This window comes from Paraburkholderia sp. BL21I4N1 (assembly GCF_002973525.1).
GTDB lineage: Bacteria > Pseudomonadota > Gammaproteobacteria > Burkholderiales > Burkholderiaceae > Paraburkholderia.
In genome coordinates, this window is sequence record NZ_PVEN01000026.1 from 1 (window position 1) to 19,589 (window position 19,589).

The following is a 19,589-nucleotide window of genomic DNA, read 5'->3' on the forward strand; positions in this document are numbered from 1 at the left end:
GTTTCGATCCTGCTGCCTTTGACCTCCAGAGCGTCAACGAACGCCTCTTCGAGATCAAATTCTGATCGTCAAGACGGCCGTCAAATGTCGCTTACTCATGACCCTCTGCTGGTCGCGGCACCAGTATGTCGAGCTCGTGCTCGACCAGACCGTCGAGACATGGCTGGCCTGCCACCGTCGCGCCTTTGAGTGGTTTGGCGCCTGCCCGGGCCGCATAATCATCGACAACGCGAAGTGTGCGATCACCAGAGCCTGCATGTACAGCCCGGAGGTCCAGCGTTCGTACGCCGCGCTCGCTGAGGGATACGGCTTCCGGATCGACGCATGTCCACCGCACGACCCGCAGAAGAAGGGAATCGTTGAGTCGGGCGTCAAGTATGTCAAGAAATCCTTTGTGCCGCTGCGCACGTTCCGCGACCTGACCGATGCCAACCGGCAGCTGCGCGAATGGATCATGCAGCAGGCCAGCACGCGCGAACATGGCACGACACGCGAGCAGCCGCTGGCGCGCTTTGCCATCGAGAAGCCGCTGCTCACGACGCTGCCTGACGTTGCGCCGGTGCTGGCTGTATGGAGCGAAGTCAAGGTGCATACGGACGGACATGTCGTCTACAAGAAGGCGCTGTACTCCGTGCCGTTCACGCTAGTTGGCAAGAGCCTCTGGCTCAAATCGACTGATACGGTCGTACAGCTGTTCCATCACCACGAACTCATTGCAACCCATCCACGACTGCGCAAGGCAGGTGATCGCCACACAGTGCGTGACCACCAGCCGCCGGCGGCGCAGGCGTGGCTCGAACACGATCCGCAGTGGTGCCTGGCTCGTGCCAGGGAGATCGGCCCATCCTGTCACGCGCTGGTTCTCGCGATGTTCAACGACACGGTGCTGGTGAACCTGCGTGGCGCTCAGGGCATCGTCCGTATGCGCGAGAAGTTCGGCGATCAGCGACTGGACGCTGCGTGCGAGCGTGCGCTTGCATTCGCGAGCCCGAAGTACCGCACCGTCAAGACCATCCTCGACAAGGGACTGGACAGCCAGCCCGCCGCAGCAGCGGCGCAAACGTCAACGGCGCCTGCCGACACCTATCTGAACGGCGGCCGCTTCGGTCGTGACCTCCACTCCCTTCTCCTGCATTGAACATCATGAACCCCAGTCCCGAACTGAATACGATCCTCAAGCAACTGCGCCTGTCCGGTGTACTGGACTCGCTCGAGCAGCGCAACCGGCAGGCAATCGATGGACAGCTCGCCTACACCGAATTCCTCGCGATGCTCCTGCATGATGAAGTCGCGCGTCGAGACCAGAAGAAACTCGGCGCGCGTCTCGTGCGCGCCGGCTTCGGGCTAGGCAAGACACTGGAAACCTTCAACTTCGACCGGCTGCCGAAGCTCAACCGCGCACACATCCACGATCTCGCCACCGGTCGTTACATCGACGAGAAGGTGGCAATCCTGATGGTCGGTCAAACAGGCGTCGGCAAGTCCCACATCGCCCAGGCGCTGGGCCACTGCGCTGCGCGTCAGGGGCGGGACGTGCTGTTCGTCACGCAAACCGATCTGATCAAAAAGCTGCATGGGGCTCGCGCCACGGGCCTCTACGAACGCAAGTTCCAGCAGTTCGTTCGCGTGCCGCTGCTGATCGTTGACGACTTCGCGCTCAAACCCCTGCGTGCGCCACACGACGAAGACTTCCACGATCTGGTGGCGGCCCGGTATGAGCGGGCGGCTACCATCCTGACATCCAATCTCGATCTCAGCGAATGGGGCGACGCCTTCCCCGACAACCGGGTTCTCGGCGCCGCGACACTCGACCGGCTACGCCACGGCGCCTACCGCATCGTCATCGAAGGCGAGAGCTTCCGCAAGCCCAAACCGATGCCCGAAAACGGCGAAATCGCCGTTGCAAAATCCAGTAAAAAACCGCATTCTTGAGGCCGTTCGAATCCACGTTTGACACCACTTCCAACTGGCGCCATTACGGCGATCATCCCCGGCGCCTTTACGCCGATCCGTGACACGCGTCATTCGCACTGCGACGCAACGCGACACGGGCTATCATTATCATCGTCTGTGACGATGACCGGGTTTGCATTCGGAGCGGAGCACAACATCGCTATGGGCGTACGCAGGCAGGGCAATTCATCCCTGCGATTTCACCAGGGCCGATCCCGCGTAACCAGTCATGATGTGGCTCGTTTTATTTCTTGTCACAATGTGATAAATATGTCCAACGGGGCTCGCTCCGATCCCATTCAGGACGGCTGTCTTGAATTCATCATGAGATGACATAAACTGAAGGTAGTTTCTCGTTTCGCCGAACCTGGATGTGCCGTCCCCGATACACAGTAGCCGATCATCGCGAGGAATCTCGGATCTGTTGCGCCCCCCTTACCCGTTACATCGACGTCAGGGTTCGGAATGTGGAATCGAAAACTGCGCGTTACTAGTGACGGCCTCTAACCCCAAATGAGGCCATCGATTGGTCACGATACCCAACCGCAAAAACGATACCCGAGATCACGTACCTTCAGAGAAGGTGCAGGTTTTGAGCGGCGCGACGTGTCAGGTGGTAACGGGTCGTGAATCCCGAGAAGGAGCGTTTTTATGCACATATCCCGTCGCCGTTTCATGATAACGGCTGCCTCACTGGCCTCAGCAACGCTCCTTTCCGACGAGTCGCGCGCTGACGTCACGGCGGTCTCCGAGACTGACCCAACCGCTGAGGCACTAGGTTATAAAAGAGATGCGACGAGAGTGGACAAAGCGAAATATCCCAAATACGTCGCTGGCCAGGCGTGTGTCAATTGTCAGCTCTATCAGGGCAAGCCTGGCGCCTCGACTGGGCCGTGTCCAATCTACGGTGGCAAGCTGGTCGATTCAAGGGGATGGTGCAGCGCTTACGTGAAAAAAAACTGAGTCGGTTTTTTCGTCACAACAATATGTTCTGGGGGGCGACATAGTCAATGAGGCCGCGGAACCGACGATTAAGCGCTTCAGGTGCTTACGCAACGTTGTCGACGGGAACAAGTCGCCGGACATACCGTCCCGCGGAACATCAAGAATCACGGTATCGCCCCCGTTCAACGAACCTCGTGTTGAAAATATCTCAGTTCGCCAGCTTCACATGGAGGCAGGCATCCCGACGCACCCGTGAACGGTTCATAACTGGTCTCATTGCGATGAAAAAAAATGGAGGAGCCTGATCGTTCTGAATATGCCAGTACGCGCTGACAAGCGATGTCGATGAGTGTACCCAAGGCTCCTCCGCAGGCTGCGCAGATGTCTTGCAAACCTGACAAATAATCGACTGTGTCGGCCGTCGAGATCAGAAAATTCGCGAGGAGACCAGACAGATCCGTCTCCTGATTTGCCATGCGCGCGGATACGGAAACAATTCCGCAACTATCTGTCGAAGCAGTATGGAGATACTTCAGATTATCCTGCGCGGCAAGCGCGCTAACAAAACGATATCGGGGGATCGACTATGCTGTTCGATTACAAGGGGTTTCACATCGACTGCCGGGCGCGGAGCGTTGATGACGGTGGAGGTTACATCGCGCGGGCCCGAATCACTCGCAGGCCCGGGAGCGACGAAGACCGGGTCGAAACGCATGAATCGGGCGACATTGGTCGGTTCGCTGAGGTGGCCGATGCGATTTCTTGCGCGAAGGCATGGGCTATTCACTGGTGCGACGGAATCTCGAATTGAACGGTGCACCTAAATTCCAAGAACATGGCGACGGAGACCAACATGGCTGAAGGAGAAGAGCAATTTGACGAGTACAACGGCTATACGATCCGTGTCCTCGCCGTTCCTGAGTACTCGCCCCACCCGCCGAACGTACCGTTCGGCTATACCGGGTACATCGCCCGCCCAATGGCCGACGTTCGCTATGGGTCGTCACAGAGGGTGTGTTTTGTTCATCCTGTCGCCGACCTGCTGACTGCCGAAGCTGCGGAACAAGCTGGTTTCGCTGAGGGAAAATCGATAATAGACGGCACGCATCCCGAGCGAATTAACACGAACGGTTTGTAATCAGCCGTCGCAACTTTCATGCGGCTTCTTGCTACACCGGATAATCCGGAACGAGGCGAGGAACCGCTAAAGTTCTTTGACTGATCTTAAAGAAACGAAAGTCAGGTTGCGGACCAACTGGACTACGCCTCACTACCCACAGCAATGGTAACCGTAACCCGCATGCAGTGGAAACAGAACGTAAAGGTCGGGGCCTGCAAATCAATCGGAAGTTTACCTCCCAAAGTACAAGGTGCGTGCCTCATCCGAGCGTCTCAAAGCAAGACGTTTCGGATCTCCGTTGTCGCACGTCAAGGACTACACCTGGAAGTTGTTTCGCCAGGAGGAGAAAACAGTCAGACCTGAGCCGCTATTGGTCCCGAATATGTCACTCTCGGTGGCGTTGGGACGCAATCCTCGCAGGGAATGTCTGACAGACCAAGTACCGGTTGGTACAGAGCCACATCGGACGAAGTCGCTGCGCCTGGAATGAACCTGCCAGATCCGCAGCAGGCACCCCTTCCATGCGTATCCGTTTCCGGAGTAGCCGACTGCCTGCCTGATCAGGGGTGCTATTCAGAACTATAGCGTTCCGACAGCGCTTCATATCGAGGCCGCGCGAATATCCTGGAAACACCGCTGCCAATCAGTGCGGTGATGGTCACGCGTTTGTGAGGTTTCGCAGCGCAAGCCGTGAACGCCCAGTGACGCCTAAGAGTGGTCTAGCGGTGATCGCCATGCTCCAGAACATTGAGCCGGCCCGACCTGGTTAGTTGCCGGACCTTGCCCATGAAAGAGATCCTTGGGTCCTTCCTGCATTCGTCAACAACCAACCCAACCGGGTCTGCTGCATCGACCACGAGTACGTCATTCGTTTTCACGTTCATCCGGTCAACGCCGGCCGTCCAGTACAGCAACGCGGGCTTGTAATTGTCAGCCAGCGACAGGAAATCTTCACATTTCATTTTTTCCGGCTGCACTTTCAGCGCTGGTTGTGCGAACCCGATCTGTGACAGACCCAAGCCCACAACGAGCGTCCCAATCATGATCTTCTTCATCACGCTCCCCCTTCATCGCACTGACTGGAGTCAGTGCAGTTCGACTGGGTGTGCGCAAGGTCGTCGGTCAATTGCGGAGATTAATTCCAACCTGTCCCGAAACGCCCTCGCGTTGATACCCGTGATAATCGCTCCCGGTGCGGTACGTGAGAAATACAGGTCGGTCCTATCGCCGACACGCCAGCCCGCCCGGCCCCAGAATTAAAATTGGATCCGGCTGAGGACACCGGATCCCGCAAAGTCGTCCCTATCCAAAGGACAAGGGACGCCTGGAGGTTCGCGTCCGTGAGCCCGATGCGAAGCCACGACCCACTGTAAGCACCTGTCCTTAAGCGAGACTTAATAAGGGGGTACGTCATGGCGTTTGTTCCAGGTCGTGCTCATTGAAGCGAATATTTCACATTCCTTTCGCTCCTGGCAATCCGGGATGTTCGGGGCGGACGTCGGGCGACCCCGAGAGCCTTTCTGTCGGTTGACAAATCCAGCGGGATTGCACGGCGTTCGTCCACCCCGGATCTTTCAACGATGGAGAACCTGCATGGCCAAGGTGATGTCGAAATATAAGACGCGTACCGATCGCGCAGGTCGAAGGCTCAGCCCAGCAAACCCTAACATGTTTGGCAGGCGGTCAATATCGTAAGCCAATCGGACGCCCGGAGTTGTGATGAGACCCATCACTACGTTTGAAAAGTACCCCCCTTCCAGCATCGCGCCATGGTGCTGCGTGATCCTTTTAGTCGCCGCGCTCGCCATCATCGTGATCGACTTGATGGCAATTTTCCGGGGAATTGACGCTGATACGGACATGGTCGATCAAGAAGTGCCGATACAGATAGGACTCTCCAGAACACCTGGATTCGAGTCGTCGAAAGGCACGCGCCGGAGCGCGTCTGACCCCGAGGAATTCGGGATGCGTAATGCACTCAACGACGAACTGCTGAAAGATAGCGCCAACCAACCTGCTATCGACGACTGGCTCCACACCGAACCTCAAATTCGACCAGGAGATACTGACGTGGCCGTTTGCAGAAGACGCACCTGTTAATTGACGTCTTACCACGTAGAGACTGCGGCATCGGTCGCTGCGGCAACCACCATGATGAACCGGATGCGGCGTTCGAACGACAATCTAAGAGGCTCATGCTGGGAACCCCGAGATGCTGGAAACGAAGAATATCCGCCCATCGAAACACGTCGAGTAACAACCGCTGTCTCCATGACGTTTTTCAAAACAAACTTGAAATCTGACCAGAGGCCTTCTATATCAATTGAACATTGCCGTGCCGAACGTCGCCCCTCGCGCACGTTGGATCGCTAGCGGCATTCCCCAAGGGGACGGGGTTTCACCTCCGATCAGAGGAGACACATCATGACCAGAACTGGACTTTGTATCGCGGCACTGCTGGTGGGAATGCTTGGGGGATGTCATTCAGGGCCCAAGCTGAATCAGAGCGGTGGAGCCCAGAATAACGCGGCGACAAGCCAGCCAACCAGTGTGGCACCCGTGGTCGTCGACGAGCTCAACAATCCAAACGGACCACTCGCGAAGCGTAGCGTCTACTTCGATTTCGACAGCTATACGGTCAAGAGCGACTATCAACCGCTCCTTGACGCCCATGCGCGATACCTCAGAAGCCACCCCAACCGTCATGTGCTGATTCAGGGCAACACGGACGAACGCGGGACGAGTGAATACAACCTTGCGCTCGGCGAAAGGCGCTCGCAGGCTGTGCTCCATGACCTTGAGACACTTGGCGTACCCGACTCCCAGCTGGAAGCCGTTAGTTTCGGTAAAGAGAAACCAATTGCTCTGGGCCACGACGAGGCATCGTGGGCACAGAACCGGCGAGCGGACCTGGTCTATCGTTGAGGGCTCAACAGAGGAGATAGCCCCTTATTTCCCGAACCTGCTCGTCAGAAAGGGGCGGCGAATGCTTCCGCCCTGCACACTCGTGTGCGGGTTCGGTTCAGAGGCCGATGAAATAAGTCTGTACGTCCATCTCTTCAGCCCAGATCTGGACGTCGAGCATCTCGCCAAAATCGATAGCCACCCCGCGATAGACGCTGCAGAATCCCTGCGCCGTCCGGTAAACGATCACCCATTCAGGATCCGCCTCCGTCCTGGTGGACGAGCCTTTCAGGGCATCGAGGTGAAGCACTTTGCCGATGCGTTTGCAGGCAGCATCCAGCCCATGTCCCAGTCTCACTTGACGCTCCACTACCGGGGAGTGCGCCTGACGGCCTACCCCGGAAATATCGTGATGCTACTCGCCACAGCATCCGCAATGTGCTCTTTCGCAATCACGCCGAGCACGCGCGCCGGACCTCGTCCCTCATGTCGCCCCACGACAACTGCCATCACCGCACGCTGCTTGCGGAGCCGGGTGATTACACCAAACGCCACATCGTTCTCCTGCACGACAATAAAATTACGCTGCGCCAGTGCCCCAAGCGTAATCTCTGAGTCGCTCTGGCTGACCGCGCGGCGCAAGCCAGTGTTGATGCGCAGTACGCCGTAGATCTCATGCTGCTTCGTGACCACAACGTGCCGGAAGGCCGGTCCTTCCGAGTGAGGAAGCAGGTCGCGAAAAGGTACCTGCGCATCGAGCACGAAAACGTCTGTCTCCATCACCTGAGCCGCACTCTGGACGAGAAACATGTTCGCGTGAAGCGCATTTGGAATCTGATGACCGCGCCGCACGAGCTTGAGCGTATAGATGCTTTCGGGCGACAATAACCGGCGCGCACCAAGACTGAACGCCACCGCGATGATCATCGGCAACACGATGTCATAGTCCCGCGTCATCTCAAAGATCATCGCGACAGCAGTCATCGCGGCGCCCGTGCCGCCCCCTACCATCGCGCCCATGCCGACCATCGCAAACGCCGGCGCGCTGACCGGAGCCCCAGGCAGTGTCATGGCAACCAATGACGAAAATGCCGCGCCGAGCGTCGCACCAATGAAGAGCGACGGCGAGAATACCCCGCCCGATGAGCCCGACCCGAGACTGACCGACGTTGCCAATGTCTTGCAAAGCGCCAGCATCAGCTGGAATGCCCCACCCTGCAATTGACCATAGAGCGTGGCCTGAATAGTCGAATATCCGACACCTTCGACGTAATAATGCCCCGCATAGCGAAACAGCAAATACATGGTCAACCCGACAATCAGCATCCCGACTGCGTGGCGCTGGTAACGCCCCGGTATCCGGTCGAACGCATCTTCGGCCCAATGCAGCGCACGGATCAGCAGGGCGGCTGCCGCACCCGCCACGACGCCGAGCAGCGCATACAGAATCAGCGTAAACGCACTGCCCGGCTGGTTTGGAATCGCGCCCAGTTGGGCGGGAACAAAGAAGGCGGGCGCTGCGCCAAAGAAGAGCCGGCCAATGAAGGTCGCGGTGCCGGTGGCGATCGCTACCGGCAGGAAGGTGTTGACACTGATCTCCGGCATCATCAGTTCAGTGGCGAAGAGCACGCCACCAATCGGCGTGTTGAAGGTCGCCGCGATGCCTGCACCTGCCCCAGCGGCCACGAGCGTGATGCGTTGTCCGGCAGTCATCTGGACGATCTGGCCGAGCGTCGAGCCAAGGGCAGAGCCGATCTGGATGATCGGCCCCTCGCGCCCCACTGCGGCACCGGAACCGATTGCCAGCGCCGACGCAATCGACTTCACGACCGCCACGACCGGCCGGATCACGCCGCGCTTGTAATAGATCGCATCCATGACCTCCGGTACGCCGTGCCCCTTGGCTTCCGGAGCGAAGGTGCTCACGATCCAGGTGACCGCGAGACCGCCGACGACGGGCACGAGAATCACCCACACGCCCCACGGCGCCACCGGCGTGAAATGGCTGGCATCGTACAGAAACGAAAACTGACCGAGAAAGAACGCGTTGTGTACGAATCCGATCAACCCCCGGAACACCACGGCCCCCAATCCCGTGACGATTCCCACGACGAACGCGAGAAAGCACAACCAGTACATGGCGATCGGGACCACGGAATCGTCATCCGGATGGACGACCGCACGCGGCTGGAGCGGCGCAACCTTTACATGGTGTGGCCCGTCTGCAGCCTTATCTGGCCGGTGGGAATCACCCGTCATTGTCTGCTGTCCTCAGAAGGACTACTGGTCGGCCACTGTCATTCACCGTTTCGACTCCCCGACCACTTTCTCCGGTTCAGCCGGCTTCAAGGCTTCGCCGGGGAAACGCATCGCACGTTGATCAACAATACGCTCCGAGCGCATCACACCCCTCGGATATCGGCTTCCTCAACTTGTACCATCCATGCGCTGCATCATCATGGCGGTTTCTGCAGGTCCCAGCGCGCAGCGCATCGCAAGCAGCATGACGACCACGCTCCAGACGGACACAAGGAGAACGTCCCAGCCGAAGCCGATCACGTTACGTCCGCCACCAATATTACCGAGCCACGACAGCACCCAGATACCGCCAAACCACGGCAGCAGCCACGCAATCTGCCGCCATCCAAACTGACGGGTCGGCCTGCGGGCAATGAGATGGTAGTAGACAGCGTAGGCTACGAAACCGATCGCGACCAGCGAAAAAAGGAACGAGTTGGTCTTCAAACCAGTCCAGTAGATCACGAGATTGCTGCAGATGAAAGCGAGCGGCGCAAAAATCGACGCGCCGGCCATACGAAACGGCCGCTTCAGCTCAGGCAGGTTGCGGCGCAGCACAAGCAGCGCGATCGGGCCGAGTCCATAGGTGAGTACCGTCACCGATGTGATGTAACTGACCATTTGTTGCCATGCGGGAAATGGCAGCAGGAAGATCGCACCGACGACCCACATCACGAGCACCGCAACCCACGGAACCTTGCTGCCATTGAGCTTCGTCAACACACGCGGTCCCGCGTCCGTTTCGCCCGCGGCAAACAGGATGCGCGAGCCGCCGGTCACGTACATCAAGCCGGTGCCACCTGGCGACAGATACGCGTCGATATACAACAAGGTCGCCATCCAGCCAAGCCCGAGCGTTGCCGCGAGGCCCGCGAACGGCCCCATCTCGCCCTTGAAACTCAGATTGGCCCAACCATGCGCGAGGTCAGCCGGCGCGAGCGCCCAGATAAAGGCCACCTGGAGCATGACGTACAGCGCCGCTGCCAGCAATACCGAGCCGATCACCGCGAGCGGAATGTTCCGGTGCGGATTGGCTGTCTCACCGCCAAGATCGATCGCCGTGCGAAAGCCGAGATAGCTGAACACGATCCCCGCCGCCGGGAGCGCCGTGAACATGCCAGACATCTTGTAGGTACCAGGCGCCGCGCTCATCACGTCCCAGTGTGTGCTGGCTGCCATCAAGCCGATGATTGTCAGCACGGGCACGAGAATTTTCCACCATGTGATGGTCGAATTAACGTTGAGCAGCCATCTGACAGCCATCAGGTTCAACAGCGCCGTCACGCCTAACAGTGCCGCACAGGTGATGAAACCCGCGGTGGTCAGCAGCCCTTCGTTGCCGGGCCGGATGAAGTACGGCAGATAGTTGTTCGCATAGGTGACGATGGCTTCCGTTTCAACTGCCGGCACCGGCACATAGGCGAGAAAAAGCAGCCAGCACCAGATGCGTCCCAGGCCCTCGCCGTGACTTGCATGGCTCATGTGCACCAGCGCGCCACTGCGTGGAAACAGCGTGGCCAGTTCGGCAAAGCAAAGCGCAATCAGCATGATGATGATTGCGCCCAGCACCCAGCTTCCAATGCTCAAAGGACCGGCGATTTTCGCCGCGTGATACGAACCGAATAGCCAACCCGACCCAACCATACTGGTGGTACTGGCAAACAGGAGACCGACGACGCCCGCATCGCGACGCAATTTCCCCGATAAGGTTAGTGAGGTTGTGCTCATGACGAACTCCCATCCGATCCTGCGCTAAAGCGCCGTTGCAGTTCTCCGGGTTGCCTCGGCAGCATCGCCTTACCCTCTGCGGACGCACACGAAGGCATCCCTGCATGGCAACTTGGACGGGGTCACAGGCCAAAAAAATCCCACGGGCAGATTAGGGACAACGCGTAGAGACCGTTCATTTAAGACTCCTTTAAGTCTTGCAACCTATGTTGAATAGGTCGCATTGTGAGGTACCGGCATGGCGCCCGGACGCATTATTGACACGTCGCGCCGGCACGCTCCGCATTCACGGGAGGCATCATGCCAGTCGCACAGTGGATACCCATACTGGTGACCGCATGCGTGATGACGGTCACGTCAGCTGGTTGTTCAGCCGGATTGTCGCGGCCGTCGCCGACACCTGACTTTGCCGTCGCCGCGAAGGCGCAGCCGGTCACCGCCCCCGGCTTCGTCAACAGATTCTCAGCGCTTGTTCAGCAGAGCGGACCCGCTGTGGTCAATATCAGTTCGATCCCGAAAAAACAGGTCACCAACGCGGAGTCCCTGTGGCCGCCGGCCGCAAGTGAACACGATCCCTTCCTGCAGTTCTTCAGGCAATTCTCGCCCAACTCGCTCCCTGACGCGGGCGCTACGCCGCGCAACGTCGGCTCGGGTTTCATCGTACGGCCAGACGGCTATATCCTGACTGATGCCCGTCTCGTCGCCGACGCCAAAGAGGTCAACGTCAAGCTGACAGACCGCCGTGAATTCAAGGCGTCGGTTGTCGGCATCGATCAGCCGAGCGGGATCGCGCTGCTGAAAATCGATGCGCACGGCCTACCCACAGTGAAGATCGGCAACCCTTCCGACATGAAGTCAGGGCAATGGGTCGTCGCAATCGGTGCGCCATACGGGTTCGAAAATACGGTCACCGCAGGCATCGTCAGCAACACCGCGCGCCTTCTGCCACAAGAGACATACATTCCGCTGATTCAGACGGATGTGACGGCCACCACTGGCGACGAAGGCGCTCCCCTCTTCAATCTGACCGGCGAGGCCATCGGCATCACGCTGGTCGCGCCATCCCCGGAAGGGGTGCTAGAGGGAATTTCCTTTGCCGTTCCGATCGATGCCGCCATGCGGATCGAGCAGCAATTGCTGCTTCACAGGCGAGCCGAACACGGTCATCTTGGTGTGACGATTCAGGACGTCACCTGGCCTCTTGCACAGTCTTTTCGCCTGAAAAAACCAGTCGGGGCACTGATCAGTTCGATAGACCGCAATGGTCCCGCAGCTCGATCCGGCCTGCGAAGTGGCGATATCATCCTGCGACTCAACGGCACCGATATCAACGACTCGTCCCAACTACCCGTCGCGGTGGCTGATCTGCGTCCCGGCACGTCCGCGCACATCCAATACTGGCGCGATCACGGCCCTCATGAGGCCGTGGTGGTACTCGGCGCGATGCGCGACACCACGCCGGCTTCGACCGGCCCTGACGCCGCGACGTCCCCCGGCGGTCGGTCAAATTCCTCCGGGTATGGTCACTTCAAATTCCCCCACCTGACGACCGTCGGCTGAGCCACTAAAGCCGCCGGGAGAGGTGTTGCAGGACGTCTATCTTCGTCTCCTTCGAACAAGAAGGAGTTCAGGGAGTGAACGTCTTGAAGCCGCACCTGCAAAGCACCGTATTCACATTACTCGAGCGCAACAAGAGCCAGCGCCAGATCCAGCGGCTCACGGGCATCGACCGCAAGACGATTCGTCGCTATCAGGCGATGTTCGAGTCGGAGAAGTCCGCTTCGGCAAACTCCCCCATGGTGACCACCGGCTCTGAAACGGCCGTCACGCAAACTCCCCCACCGCCGCGACCACCGGCTACCAACGGTTCCAGCAAGACCACAACGTTCAATTTCGCCCGCTCCGCAAGCGAACCGCATCGCGAATGGATCGAACAGCAGGTCCGCCTGAGGCGCAACGCGCAGGCGATCTATCAGGATCTGGTCGATCAGTTCGCATTCACCGCGAGCTACGAGAGCGTCAAGCGTTTCGTGCGCGCCTTGCGCCACATTGATCCCGAGCAGTTCGACCGTCTCGCGTTCGCCCCCGGCGAAGAAGCTCAAGTTGATTATGGCGAAGGTGCACTGACCCGCGATCCGGAGACCGGCCGCTACCGACGCCCGCGGTTGTTCGTGATGACCCTGCGGTACTCGCGGCGCAGTTTCCGGCGCGTGGTCTGGAAGTCCAGCAAGCAGGTCTGGGCCCAGCTTCACGAAGAAGCCTTTCGTTACTTTGGGGGAGCGGTCAGCTACGTTGTGCTCGACAACCTCCGGGAGGGCGTCATCACGCCCGACCTGTACGAACCCGAGATCAACCGGCTCTACGAGGCGATGCTTGGGCACTACGGTGTCGTCGCCGATCCGGCACGTGTGCGGGACCCGAATCGAAAGGGGACCGTCGAGAACGCAATCCAACATACGCAGGGCACCGCGCTTGCCGGCCGCCGTTTCGAGTCGCTCGAAGCCCAGAACGAATTCCTGATGCACTGGGAGGCAAACTGGGCGGCCAAACGCATCCATGGCAGCACCCGGCGACAGGTCGAGGCGATGTTCCAGGAGGAGAGGCCGCATCTGCGGCCGTTGCCGACCACCGGCTTTCGCTACTTCACGGAGGTCGTGCGTACCGTCTGGGACGACACCACGGTCAACATCGATCGCAGCAACTATGCGGCACGACCTGCGCCGATCGGCAGTCTGGTCTCGGTGCGCATCTACGATTCCACCATCGAGATTCGCGATCGCCGTACGCAGGCGTTGCTGCGCACTCATCCTCGTGCGCTGCAGGCCGGTTCGCTCGAACTGCCTGAAGACGAACGCCCCTTCAATCCGTCCCGCCAGAGCGCCTTCCTGCTCGCGAGCGCCGGCGACATCGGGCCACAAACAAAGGTGCTGTGCCAGCACATGTTCGATAGCGAAGGTCGCGTCGGCCATCGCGCCATGTGGGGCATCGTTGGTCTGGCGAAGAAGTATCCCGCCCGGCTCGTCGAGCAGGCCTGCGATCACGCGTTGCGTCATCACGTCTACCGCTACAAACAGGTGCGCGCGATCGTCGAACGGCTGTTCGAACAGGCACTCGAGCGTCTCGATCAGGCACCACAGCTAGAGCTGCCTCTTACGCAGGATCACCCGCTGATCCGTCCTGCCGCCGAGTACGGCGAACTCTTTACCCTCGGTGCGCAGCACGGCGCCGAACCTCAACCTCCAACTGGAGACACACAGGCATGACCATGACGTTACCGGAAATCGAACGGGCTCTCGGACAGCTTCGCCTGTCTGGCGTGCGCGACACACTCGAAACGCGCGTGTTGCAGGCCCAGGGCTCCCAGCAGCCGTTCCTTGAAACCTTCGCACTGATCCTGCAGGACGAACTGGATCGCCGCCAGTCCCGACTCATCGAACGCCGCTACAAGCTCTCCGGCCTCGAAGAGAAACTCACGCTCGCCGAATTCGACTGGGCCTTCAATCCCAAAGTGCCTCGCTAGGCCTGCTTCCAGCTGCACACGCTGAAGTTCATCGCCGCTGGCGACAACGCGCTGATCATCGGTAAACCAGGCACCGGCAAATCGCACGTTGCGAAGGCCGTCGCCTACCAGGCCGTCTTGCAAGGCCACAAGGTGCAGTATCTTGAGACCGACGACTTCTTTAACCGTTACGCGCTGAGCCCGACTGCCCAGCGCGAAGCCCGGCTGCGAGCCATCCTCGAGAGCGATCTGCTCGTGCTGGATGACCTGTTCCTGTCGCGTACGATCCCCGACGCCGCCGGCGCGCTGCTGCAAACGCTGATCCATCAACGCTACAAACTGCATCGAAGCGTTGTCGTCACGTCCAACCGCGTTGTGCAGGATTGGGGCGCATACCTGGGCGACAACACGATGAGCACCACGATCCTCGACCGGCTCATGCATCACTGCCACCTGCTTGAATTCGACGGCCGCAGCTACCGCCTCAAGGAAGCCGCTGAAACGCTTGCACGGAAATCGAAAACCAGCTAAATAACCCTTAGTCCTGCTTCACAGGGTGGGGGAATTTGCGCGACCATAAGTGGGGGAGTTTCAACTGACCGTCCGGGGACGTCGGGCAAATTGGGCCTGGTGGTGCGCCGCCTGACATCCGACGAAAAACACCGTGCCGAAGTATCCGGCGGGGTCCGCGTGGAACAGAGTACGGGCCCGGCCGCTCTGGCTGGCATCCTGCCCGGTGACATCGTTCTGCAGGTCAACCATGTGCCTGTGTCGGATCCAGCCCAGCTCCGCCAGAGAATAAGCGGCGCCCGGAACACGGTTGCGTTGCTGGTGATGCGCGATGGTCAGCAGATGTTTGTGCCGCTCGATCTGGGATAAGCGCGTCCGTACCGGACGTCTCATCAAACCTGATGTATTCGATGGAGATTGAGATGAAGCCATGCTCGATAGTGCTACGCACATCCGTGGCCGTGCTGGCCGTCTGTGGTAGCCAGTTCGTACTGGCTGCCTCTTCGGGTCTTCCGCCCACGCACAAGGAAGGTGCCATTTCCTACCTGTCCGGCGGTATCGGAAGCGACCAGTCTTCGGCCATCAAGAGCGTGATGAATGCGTACCCGCTCGTACTCGAGTTCGTCGGCAGCACGAATGCCGGAAATGATTATCTGGCAGACGTGCCGGTGCAAATCTCCGATTCGCACGGCAACGACCTACTGAACACGCAGTCGGACGGCCCGTTCATGCTGGTGTCGTTGCCGCATGGGCGGTACAACTTGACCGCCACCTACAACGGAAAGACCGAGCATCGACGAGTGAACGTTACCGACACGACGCACGCTCATGCGATTTTCATGTGGCCGATGTAATCGGCGAGACAAGTGTGTCACGCGGCCATGACTGCGGGCAGGCGCGGAAGTTTCGTGAGTTGCCTCATCCTGCGGCGGGGCGCTCCGGGACGTTCATATGGAGTCCGCGCTATTGCGGAACGCCCAGCCAAATGACTGGATCTCCGACTTGTGCAAGACTGCCAGCCTTGCGAGGCAACGCTCGCCCTTGGCGAGCAGATGCACTTCCACCTGCCGACGGTCGTGCGCACTGGATTTTCGTGTGACAAGCCCCGCCGCCTCGCATCGGGACACGAGCGCAACGGTTCCGTGCGGCGAAGCCTGCAGACGCTCGGCCAGTTCGCCGACAGTGGCCCAGTCCCGGCCTGGGAAACCCTTCACGTGCAGCAGCAACATGTACTGCAGAGGCGTGATTCCCTCCGCATGCACAATCGTCTCGGAAAAATGCAGGAAGCGCCGCAATTGATAGCGGAACTCGGACAGCTCCTCCAGTTCCTGCTTGGTCAACCCGGCATCTTTGGAGCGATTTCTTGTGCCCATAGCCTGCTTTCTCTGGAGTCGCGTTCAGCATTGGAAGAATGTCACTTCATGACCTAATATAAGTGGAGATCACGTGAATCGCAAAAAACTTTCAAATGAAAAATTTCGTGCACCGCGGTACACGGGCCCGCGGTCGCGCTTGACCGTTCCGGAAAAGGGGTTCGAGATGGGGCTTTGCACGCCGGCCCTGGACAGGTCGTGGTTCACGCAGTGGTAGACGCCGCATGGGATAGTCGAGGTACAGGACAAAAGGGATGAAAAACGGTCTGATCGCGTGGCTCACAATCTTTGCTACCTCATTGACAAGCAGTGCCTTGTACGCCTGTCCGGACGGCTGTGTCGACGTTGCGATGGTGCGTCCCCTGGATGCACGCTCAACCATCCTGGTCAGCGGCATGCCAGTGCAACGCGGTGAGCTTGCGCATGTTACCTACGTGCCGTCATCGCCGACCCGCGTTTGGTCCTCCTACCCTGCGCTCCCGAACGCTGAAGGGTACCGTGACGGGCGACGCACACGTTTACGCGGCGGCAGCTTCGAATGGCCGCAGCGCGATGATGGCAAATAGCGCCGGACAGAAACGCACAACCTGCCGCATTATCATCCCCACTCCATCCCCCTTTCCTGCATCGCGCGAATTCGCACATTGACTCGATTTCTTCAGTCCGTCGCGCAACGCGGATCCGGTAGTGTGCATGAGCACAGCACACCCGCACGTCCTGGTACCGAGTGCCATGAAGCAGCCTCACGACCACACTTCATGAACAACGCCGTGAGCGTCAAGAACGCCTGCGCAGATTCGAACTCAAACGTATATGGACTCGCGAATGCATGGAGTACGAGATGGCGCAAATCGTGCGGGATCGCATGGACGATGGTCGCCGTAGGTGGCTGATAGCAACCTCCGTTGCAGGAAGCGTTGCAGGCGTTGCCACCCTTGTGCCGTTTATCGATTCATTCGCTCCGTCCGAAAAGGCCAAGGCGGCCGGCGCACCTGTTACTGCGGACATCAGCAAGTTGCAACCCGGGGATATGATGACCATTGCGTGGCGCGGCATACCGGTGTTTGTGGTCAATCGGACAGGGAAGATGCTGGCAGACGTCGTGACCGCTGACCCCATGGTGGCCGACCTCGCCACCAGACACCCCTTTTCGATACCACTGCCACCGTACTGCAAGAACGAGTACCGGTCCCGCACAGATCATAAAAATATTCTCGTTGTCGTCGGCGTCTGTACACATCTAGGCTGCACACCTCGACCTCGTTTTCAGGAAGGTCCACAGGCTAACCTTCCCGACAACTGGCCAGGTGGCTTTCTGTGCTCCTGTCACGGTTCTACGTACGATCTCGCTGGCCGTGTGTTCAAGGACAAACCGGCACCGCAAAACCTGGATGTGCCACGCTACATGTTTGCGTCTTCTACGAGCTTGCTGGTTGGGGAAGATGAACATGGAGAAGCGTGAGTGAACGCATCAAACAGCTTTTTCGCGTATTCGGCCGCAACCCTTAGGTAATCCATCGAAGCAGCGTTAACCCCAGCATGGACCACAACTCTGCGTAGCTTCCGAGCTGAATGAGCAAAGAACCAGTGTCCTCAAAAGTCCGACAACAACTGCGCCAGGCGCTCGTGAAAACCCCTAGCGACTGGAGGCGTCAGGAAAAATTATTTAGGCGGTTCATCACCTATATTTGAAGCACCAGCGAACCGGAATTGTGCGAACTCGCATCTCCCTATTCTCCAGAAAACATCGTTCTACTAACATGAAAAACGACCACAAATTGCGAAGCAGGAATACGCCTGCAGGCGGCCCACATCCTGCTAAATACCAGCGATCGAACCTCTCAAAGGAGGGGTAAACCAGAAACGCCGGGGTGTATGACCACAGAAAGGGGACACAAAATGATGGAGCGATTAGCTAACGGAAACCGGCAGCGCCGGATCGTTCTCAAGGCGGCGGCAGCGGCTGGCATCATGCAGGTCGCGGCTCCGTTCATTATCAAGGCGCGCGGCGATGAGCCCATCAAGTTCGGACTCAACGACCCGCTCACTGGAACATATGCAGAGCTTGGCAAAAATGAGCAAGTCGGCTGTGAATACGCATTGGAACAGATCAACGCCAAGGGTGGCATCCTCGGGCGTCCGGTGCAACTTCTGGTTGAAGACTCAACAAGCGCCGACACCGGCACCGCCGTTCAAAAAGCCCGGAAGCTGATTGAGCGCGACAAGGTGAATTTTCTGCTGGGCAACGTCAATTCCGCGATGGCGCTGGCGATCGGGCAAGTGTCGAACGAACTGAAGACGCTGCACATCGTCACCGGCGGACACACCGATGCCGTGACCGGCACCAACTGCCACTGGAATGTCTTCCGGGTCTGCAACACGACCCGAATGGAAACCAATTCCGTCTCCAAGGTCCTGTTCGACAAGTATGGCAAGAAGTGGTTTTTCATTACCCCGGACTACGCGTTTGGTCACACCCTGCAGCAGGGATTTGAAGCCAGTCTCAAGAAATTCGGCGGCACCGAGGTTGGGGCGGCCTTGGCGCCACTCGGAACAACAGACTATTCTTCATATCTCATCAAAGCCCAGTCTGTGAACCCTGACGTCATCCTTTTTCTTACTGCGGGCGAGGATGCCGTCAACTCGCTCAAGCAGGCCGTCCAGTTCGGCCTCGACAAGCATTTCCATATCGCGGGTGCCCAGCAGGAACTCGAAGTACTCGAAGGTCTCCCTCCCAACGCCCGCATCGGCACGTGGGTATTCGAATGGTACTGGAATCAGCCCAGCGTCCCGCATGTGGCGGAGTTCGTCGCAGGCATTCGAAAGAAGTCCGGTCGCGTACCGACCGCCCGCCACTGGTTTGGCTATGTCGCAATGTGGACCATTGCGCTCGTCGCCAATCAGGAAAAAACGCTCGATGCGGTCAAGCTAGCGAAGGCGCTCGAGGGCTTCAAGTTACCGCCTGAGGTGGGGCTGATGCCGGACACCCCCTTCTATCGCGCGGGCGATCACCAGTTGATGCCTGATCTTTATGTCGGACACGCTGTCGAACAGGGCCCCCAACCGGATGACCTCTTCCACGTCGACCAGGTTGTCAAGGGCGTTGATGCGGCATTGCCGGTGGACGAGACCGGTTGCCACATCAAATGGTCCTGAACCTCGTAGCGAGTGCCGGATAAACAGATACTTCCCCTGAGCATTGAAGCGTGGCGGCGCTCCTTAAACGCGCCGCTAACGCATGAAAAGGACCCATCGAACC

At 58.8% G+C, this 19,589-nt stretch carries 17 protein-coding genes and 2 pseudogenes; 14 read left to right on the plus strand and 5 right to left on the minus strand.

What is annotated here, in order from left to right:
* Window positions 1–94 precede the first annotated feature (94 nt).
* The 4 genes and pseudogenes from istA (B0G83_RS35300) to B0G83_RS35320 form a co-directional block, all read left to right on the plus strand.
* Window positions 95–1,138: pseudogene (gene istA, locus B0G83_RS35300) on the plus strand (IS21 family transposase); the annotation flags it as partial.
* A gap of 5 nt (window positions 1,139–1,143) precedes the next feature.
* Window positions 1,144–1,932, plus strand: coding sequence for an IS21-like element helper ATPase IstB (gene istB, locus B0G83_RS35305; RefSeq protein WP_105511933.1), 789 nt, complete (start codon window positions 1,144–1,146; stop codon window positions 1,930–1,932).
* A 672-nt stretch (window positions 1,933–2,604) separates the two neighbouring features.
* Window positions 2,605–2,916 carry a high-potential iron-sulfur protein gene (locus B0G83_RS35310; RefSeq protein ID WP_105511934.1) on the plus strand — a complete coding sequence of 104 codons (312 nt, stop codon included), beginning with the start codon at window positions 2,605–2,607 and terminating at the stop codon, window positions 2,914–2,916.
* Between the two features lie 835 nt (window positions 2,917–3,751).
* Window positions 3,752–4,036 carry a hypothetical protein gene (locus B0G83_RS35320; RefSeq protein ID WP_146120349.1) on the plus strand — a complete coding sequence of 95 codons (285 nt, stop codon included), beginning with the start codon at window positions 3,752–3,754 and terminating at the stop codon, window positions 4,034–4,036.
* A gap of 701 nt (window positions 4,037–4,737) precedes the next feature.
* Here B0G83_RS35320 and B0G83_RS35325 read toward each other — a convergent pair.
* Window positions 4,738–5,073: an HdeA/HdeB family chaperone gene (locus B0G83_RS35325; RefSeq protein ID WP_093642470.1), complete on the minus strand. Its 336-nt coding sequence runs from the start codon at window positions 5,071–5,073 to the stop codon at window positions 4,738–4,740.
* A gap of 664 nt (window positions 5,074–5,737) precedes the next feature.
* Here B0G83_RS35325 and B0G83_RS38385 point away from each other — a divergent pair.
* Together B0G83_RS38385 and pal are read left to right on the plus strand one after the other, a co-directional pair.
* A complete protein-coding gene (locus tag B0G83_RS38385) occupies window positions 5,738–6,118 on the plus strand; it encodes a hypothetical protein (RefSeq protein ID WP_146120350.1) in 381 nt (126 codons plus the stop codon).
* A gap of 321 nt (window positions 6,119–6,439) precedes the next feature.
* Window positions 6,440–6,943, plus strand: coding sequence for a peptidoglycan-associated lipoprotein Pal (gene pal / locus B0G83_RS35335; RefSeq protein WP_374954972.1), 504 nt, complete (start codon window positions 6,440–6,442; stop codon window positions 6,941–6,943).
* Window positions 6,944–7,040: 97 nt separating this feature from the next.
* On the opposite strand, the gene B0G83_RS35340 is transcribed toward pal, so the two are convergent.
* The 3 genes from B0G83_RS35340 to B0G83_RS35350 form a co-directional block, all read right to left on the minus strand.
* Entirely contained in the window at window positions 7,041–7,280 is a 240-nt protein-coding gene (locus B0G83_RS35340; RefSeq protein ID WP_105511984.1) for a hypothetical protein, read from the minus strand.
* Between the two features lie 35 nt (window positions 7,281–7,315).
* A complete protein-coding gene (locus B0G83_RS35345) occupies window positions 7,316–9,181 on the minus strand; it encodes a chloride channel protein (RefSeq protein WP_105511939.1) in 1,866 nt (621 codons plus the stop codon).
* A gap of 168 nt (window positions 9,182–9,349) precedes the next feature.
* Window positions 9,350–10,948: an APC family permease gene (locus B0G83_RS35350; RefSeq protein ID WP_105511940.1), complete on the minus strand. Its 1,599-nt coding sequence runs from the start codon at window positions 10,946–10,948 to the stop codon at window positions 9,350–9,352.
* Window positions 10,949–11,248: 300 nt separating this feature from the next.
* Between B0G83_RS35350 and B0G83_RS35355 the strand changes: the two genes are divergently transcribed.
* The 5 genes and pseudogenes from B0G83_RS35355 to B0G83_RS35375 all read left to right on the plus strand — a co-directional run bounded on the left by B0G83_RS35355 (window position 11,249) and on the right by B0G83_RS35375 (window position 15,811).
* A complete protein-coding gene (locus B0G83_RS35355; protein WP_258168468.1) occupies window positions 11,249–12,508 on the plus strand; it encodes a S1C family serine protease in 1,260 nt (419 codons plus the stop codon).
* A gap of 74 nt (window positions 12,509–12,582) precedes the next feature.
* Window positions 12,583–14,211 (plus strand): IS21 family transposase, encoded by a 1,629-nt coding sequence (gene istA / locus B0G83_RS35360; RefSeq protein ID WP_105511941.1) that lies wholly within the window; start codon window positions 12,583–12,585, stop codon window positions 14,209–14,211.
* Window positions 14,208–14,978: pseudogene (istB, locus tag B0G83_RS35365) on the plus strand (IS21-like element helper ATPase IstB). Before istA (B0G83_RS35360) ends, istB (B0G83_RS35365) begins: the two are co-directional and overlap by 4 nt.
* A 102-nt stretch (window positions 14,979–15,080) precedes the next feature.
* Entirely contained in the window at window positions 15,081–15,326 is a 246-nt protein-coding gene (locus tag B0G83_RS39660) for a PDZ domain-containing protein (RefSeq protein ID WP_374954973.1), read from the plus strand.
* A gap of 86 nt (window positions 15,327–15,412) precedes the next feature.
* Window positions 15,413–15,811 (plus strand): carboxypeptidase-like regulatory domain-containing protein, encoded by a 399-nt coding sequence (locus tag B0G83_RS35375; RefSeq protein WP_258168470.1) that lies wholly within the window; start codon window positions 15,413–15,415, stop codon window positions 15,809–15,811.
* Window positions 15,812–15,904: 93 nt separating this feature from the next.
* On the opposite strand, the gene B0G83_RS35380 is transcribed toward B0G83_RS35375, so the two are convergent.
* Window positions 15,905–16,330, minus strand: a complete 426-nt coding sequence (locus B0G83_RS35380; RefSeq protein WP_105511943.1) for a MarR family winged helix-turn-helix transcriptional regulator — start codon at window positions 16,328–16,330, stop codon at window positions 15,905–15,907.
* A gap of 254 nt (window positions 16,331–16,584) precedes the next feature.
* Between B0G83_RS35380 and B0G83_RS38390 the strand changes: the two genes are divergently transcribed.
* The 3 genes from B0G83_RS38390 to B0G83_RS35390 all read left to right on the plus strand — a co-directional run bounded on the left by B0G83_RS38390 (window position 16,585) and on the right by B0G83_RS35390 (window position 19,486).
* Window positions 16,585–16,896: a hypothetical protein gene (locus B0G83_RS38390; RefSeq protein WP_146120351.1), complete on the plus strand. Its 312-nt coding sequence runs from the start codon at window positions 16,585–16,587 to the stop codon at window positions 16,894–16,896.
* A gap of 275 nt (window positions 16,897–17,171) precedes the next feature.
* Complete coding sequence (gene petA, locus B0G83_RS35385) at window positions 17,172–17,792, plus strand: ubiquinol-cytochrome c reductase iron-sulfur subunit (RefSeq protein WP_105511987.1); 621 nt, start codon at window positions 17,172–17,174, stop codon at window positions 17,790–17,792.
* A gap of 440 nt (window positions 17,793–18,232) precedes the next feature.
* Window positions 18,233–19,486: an ABC transporter substrate-binding protein gene (locus B0G83_RS35390; protein ID WP_105511988.1), complete on the plus strand. Its 1,254-nt coding sequence runs from the start codon at window positions 18,233–18,235 to the stop codon at window positions 19,484–19,486.
* Window positions 19,487–19,589 lie beyond the last annotated feature (103 nt).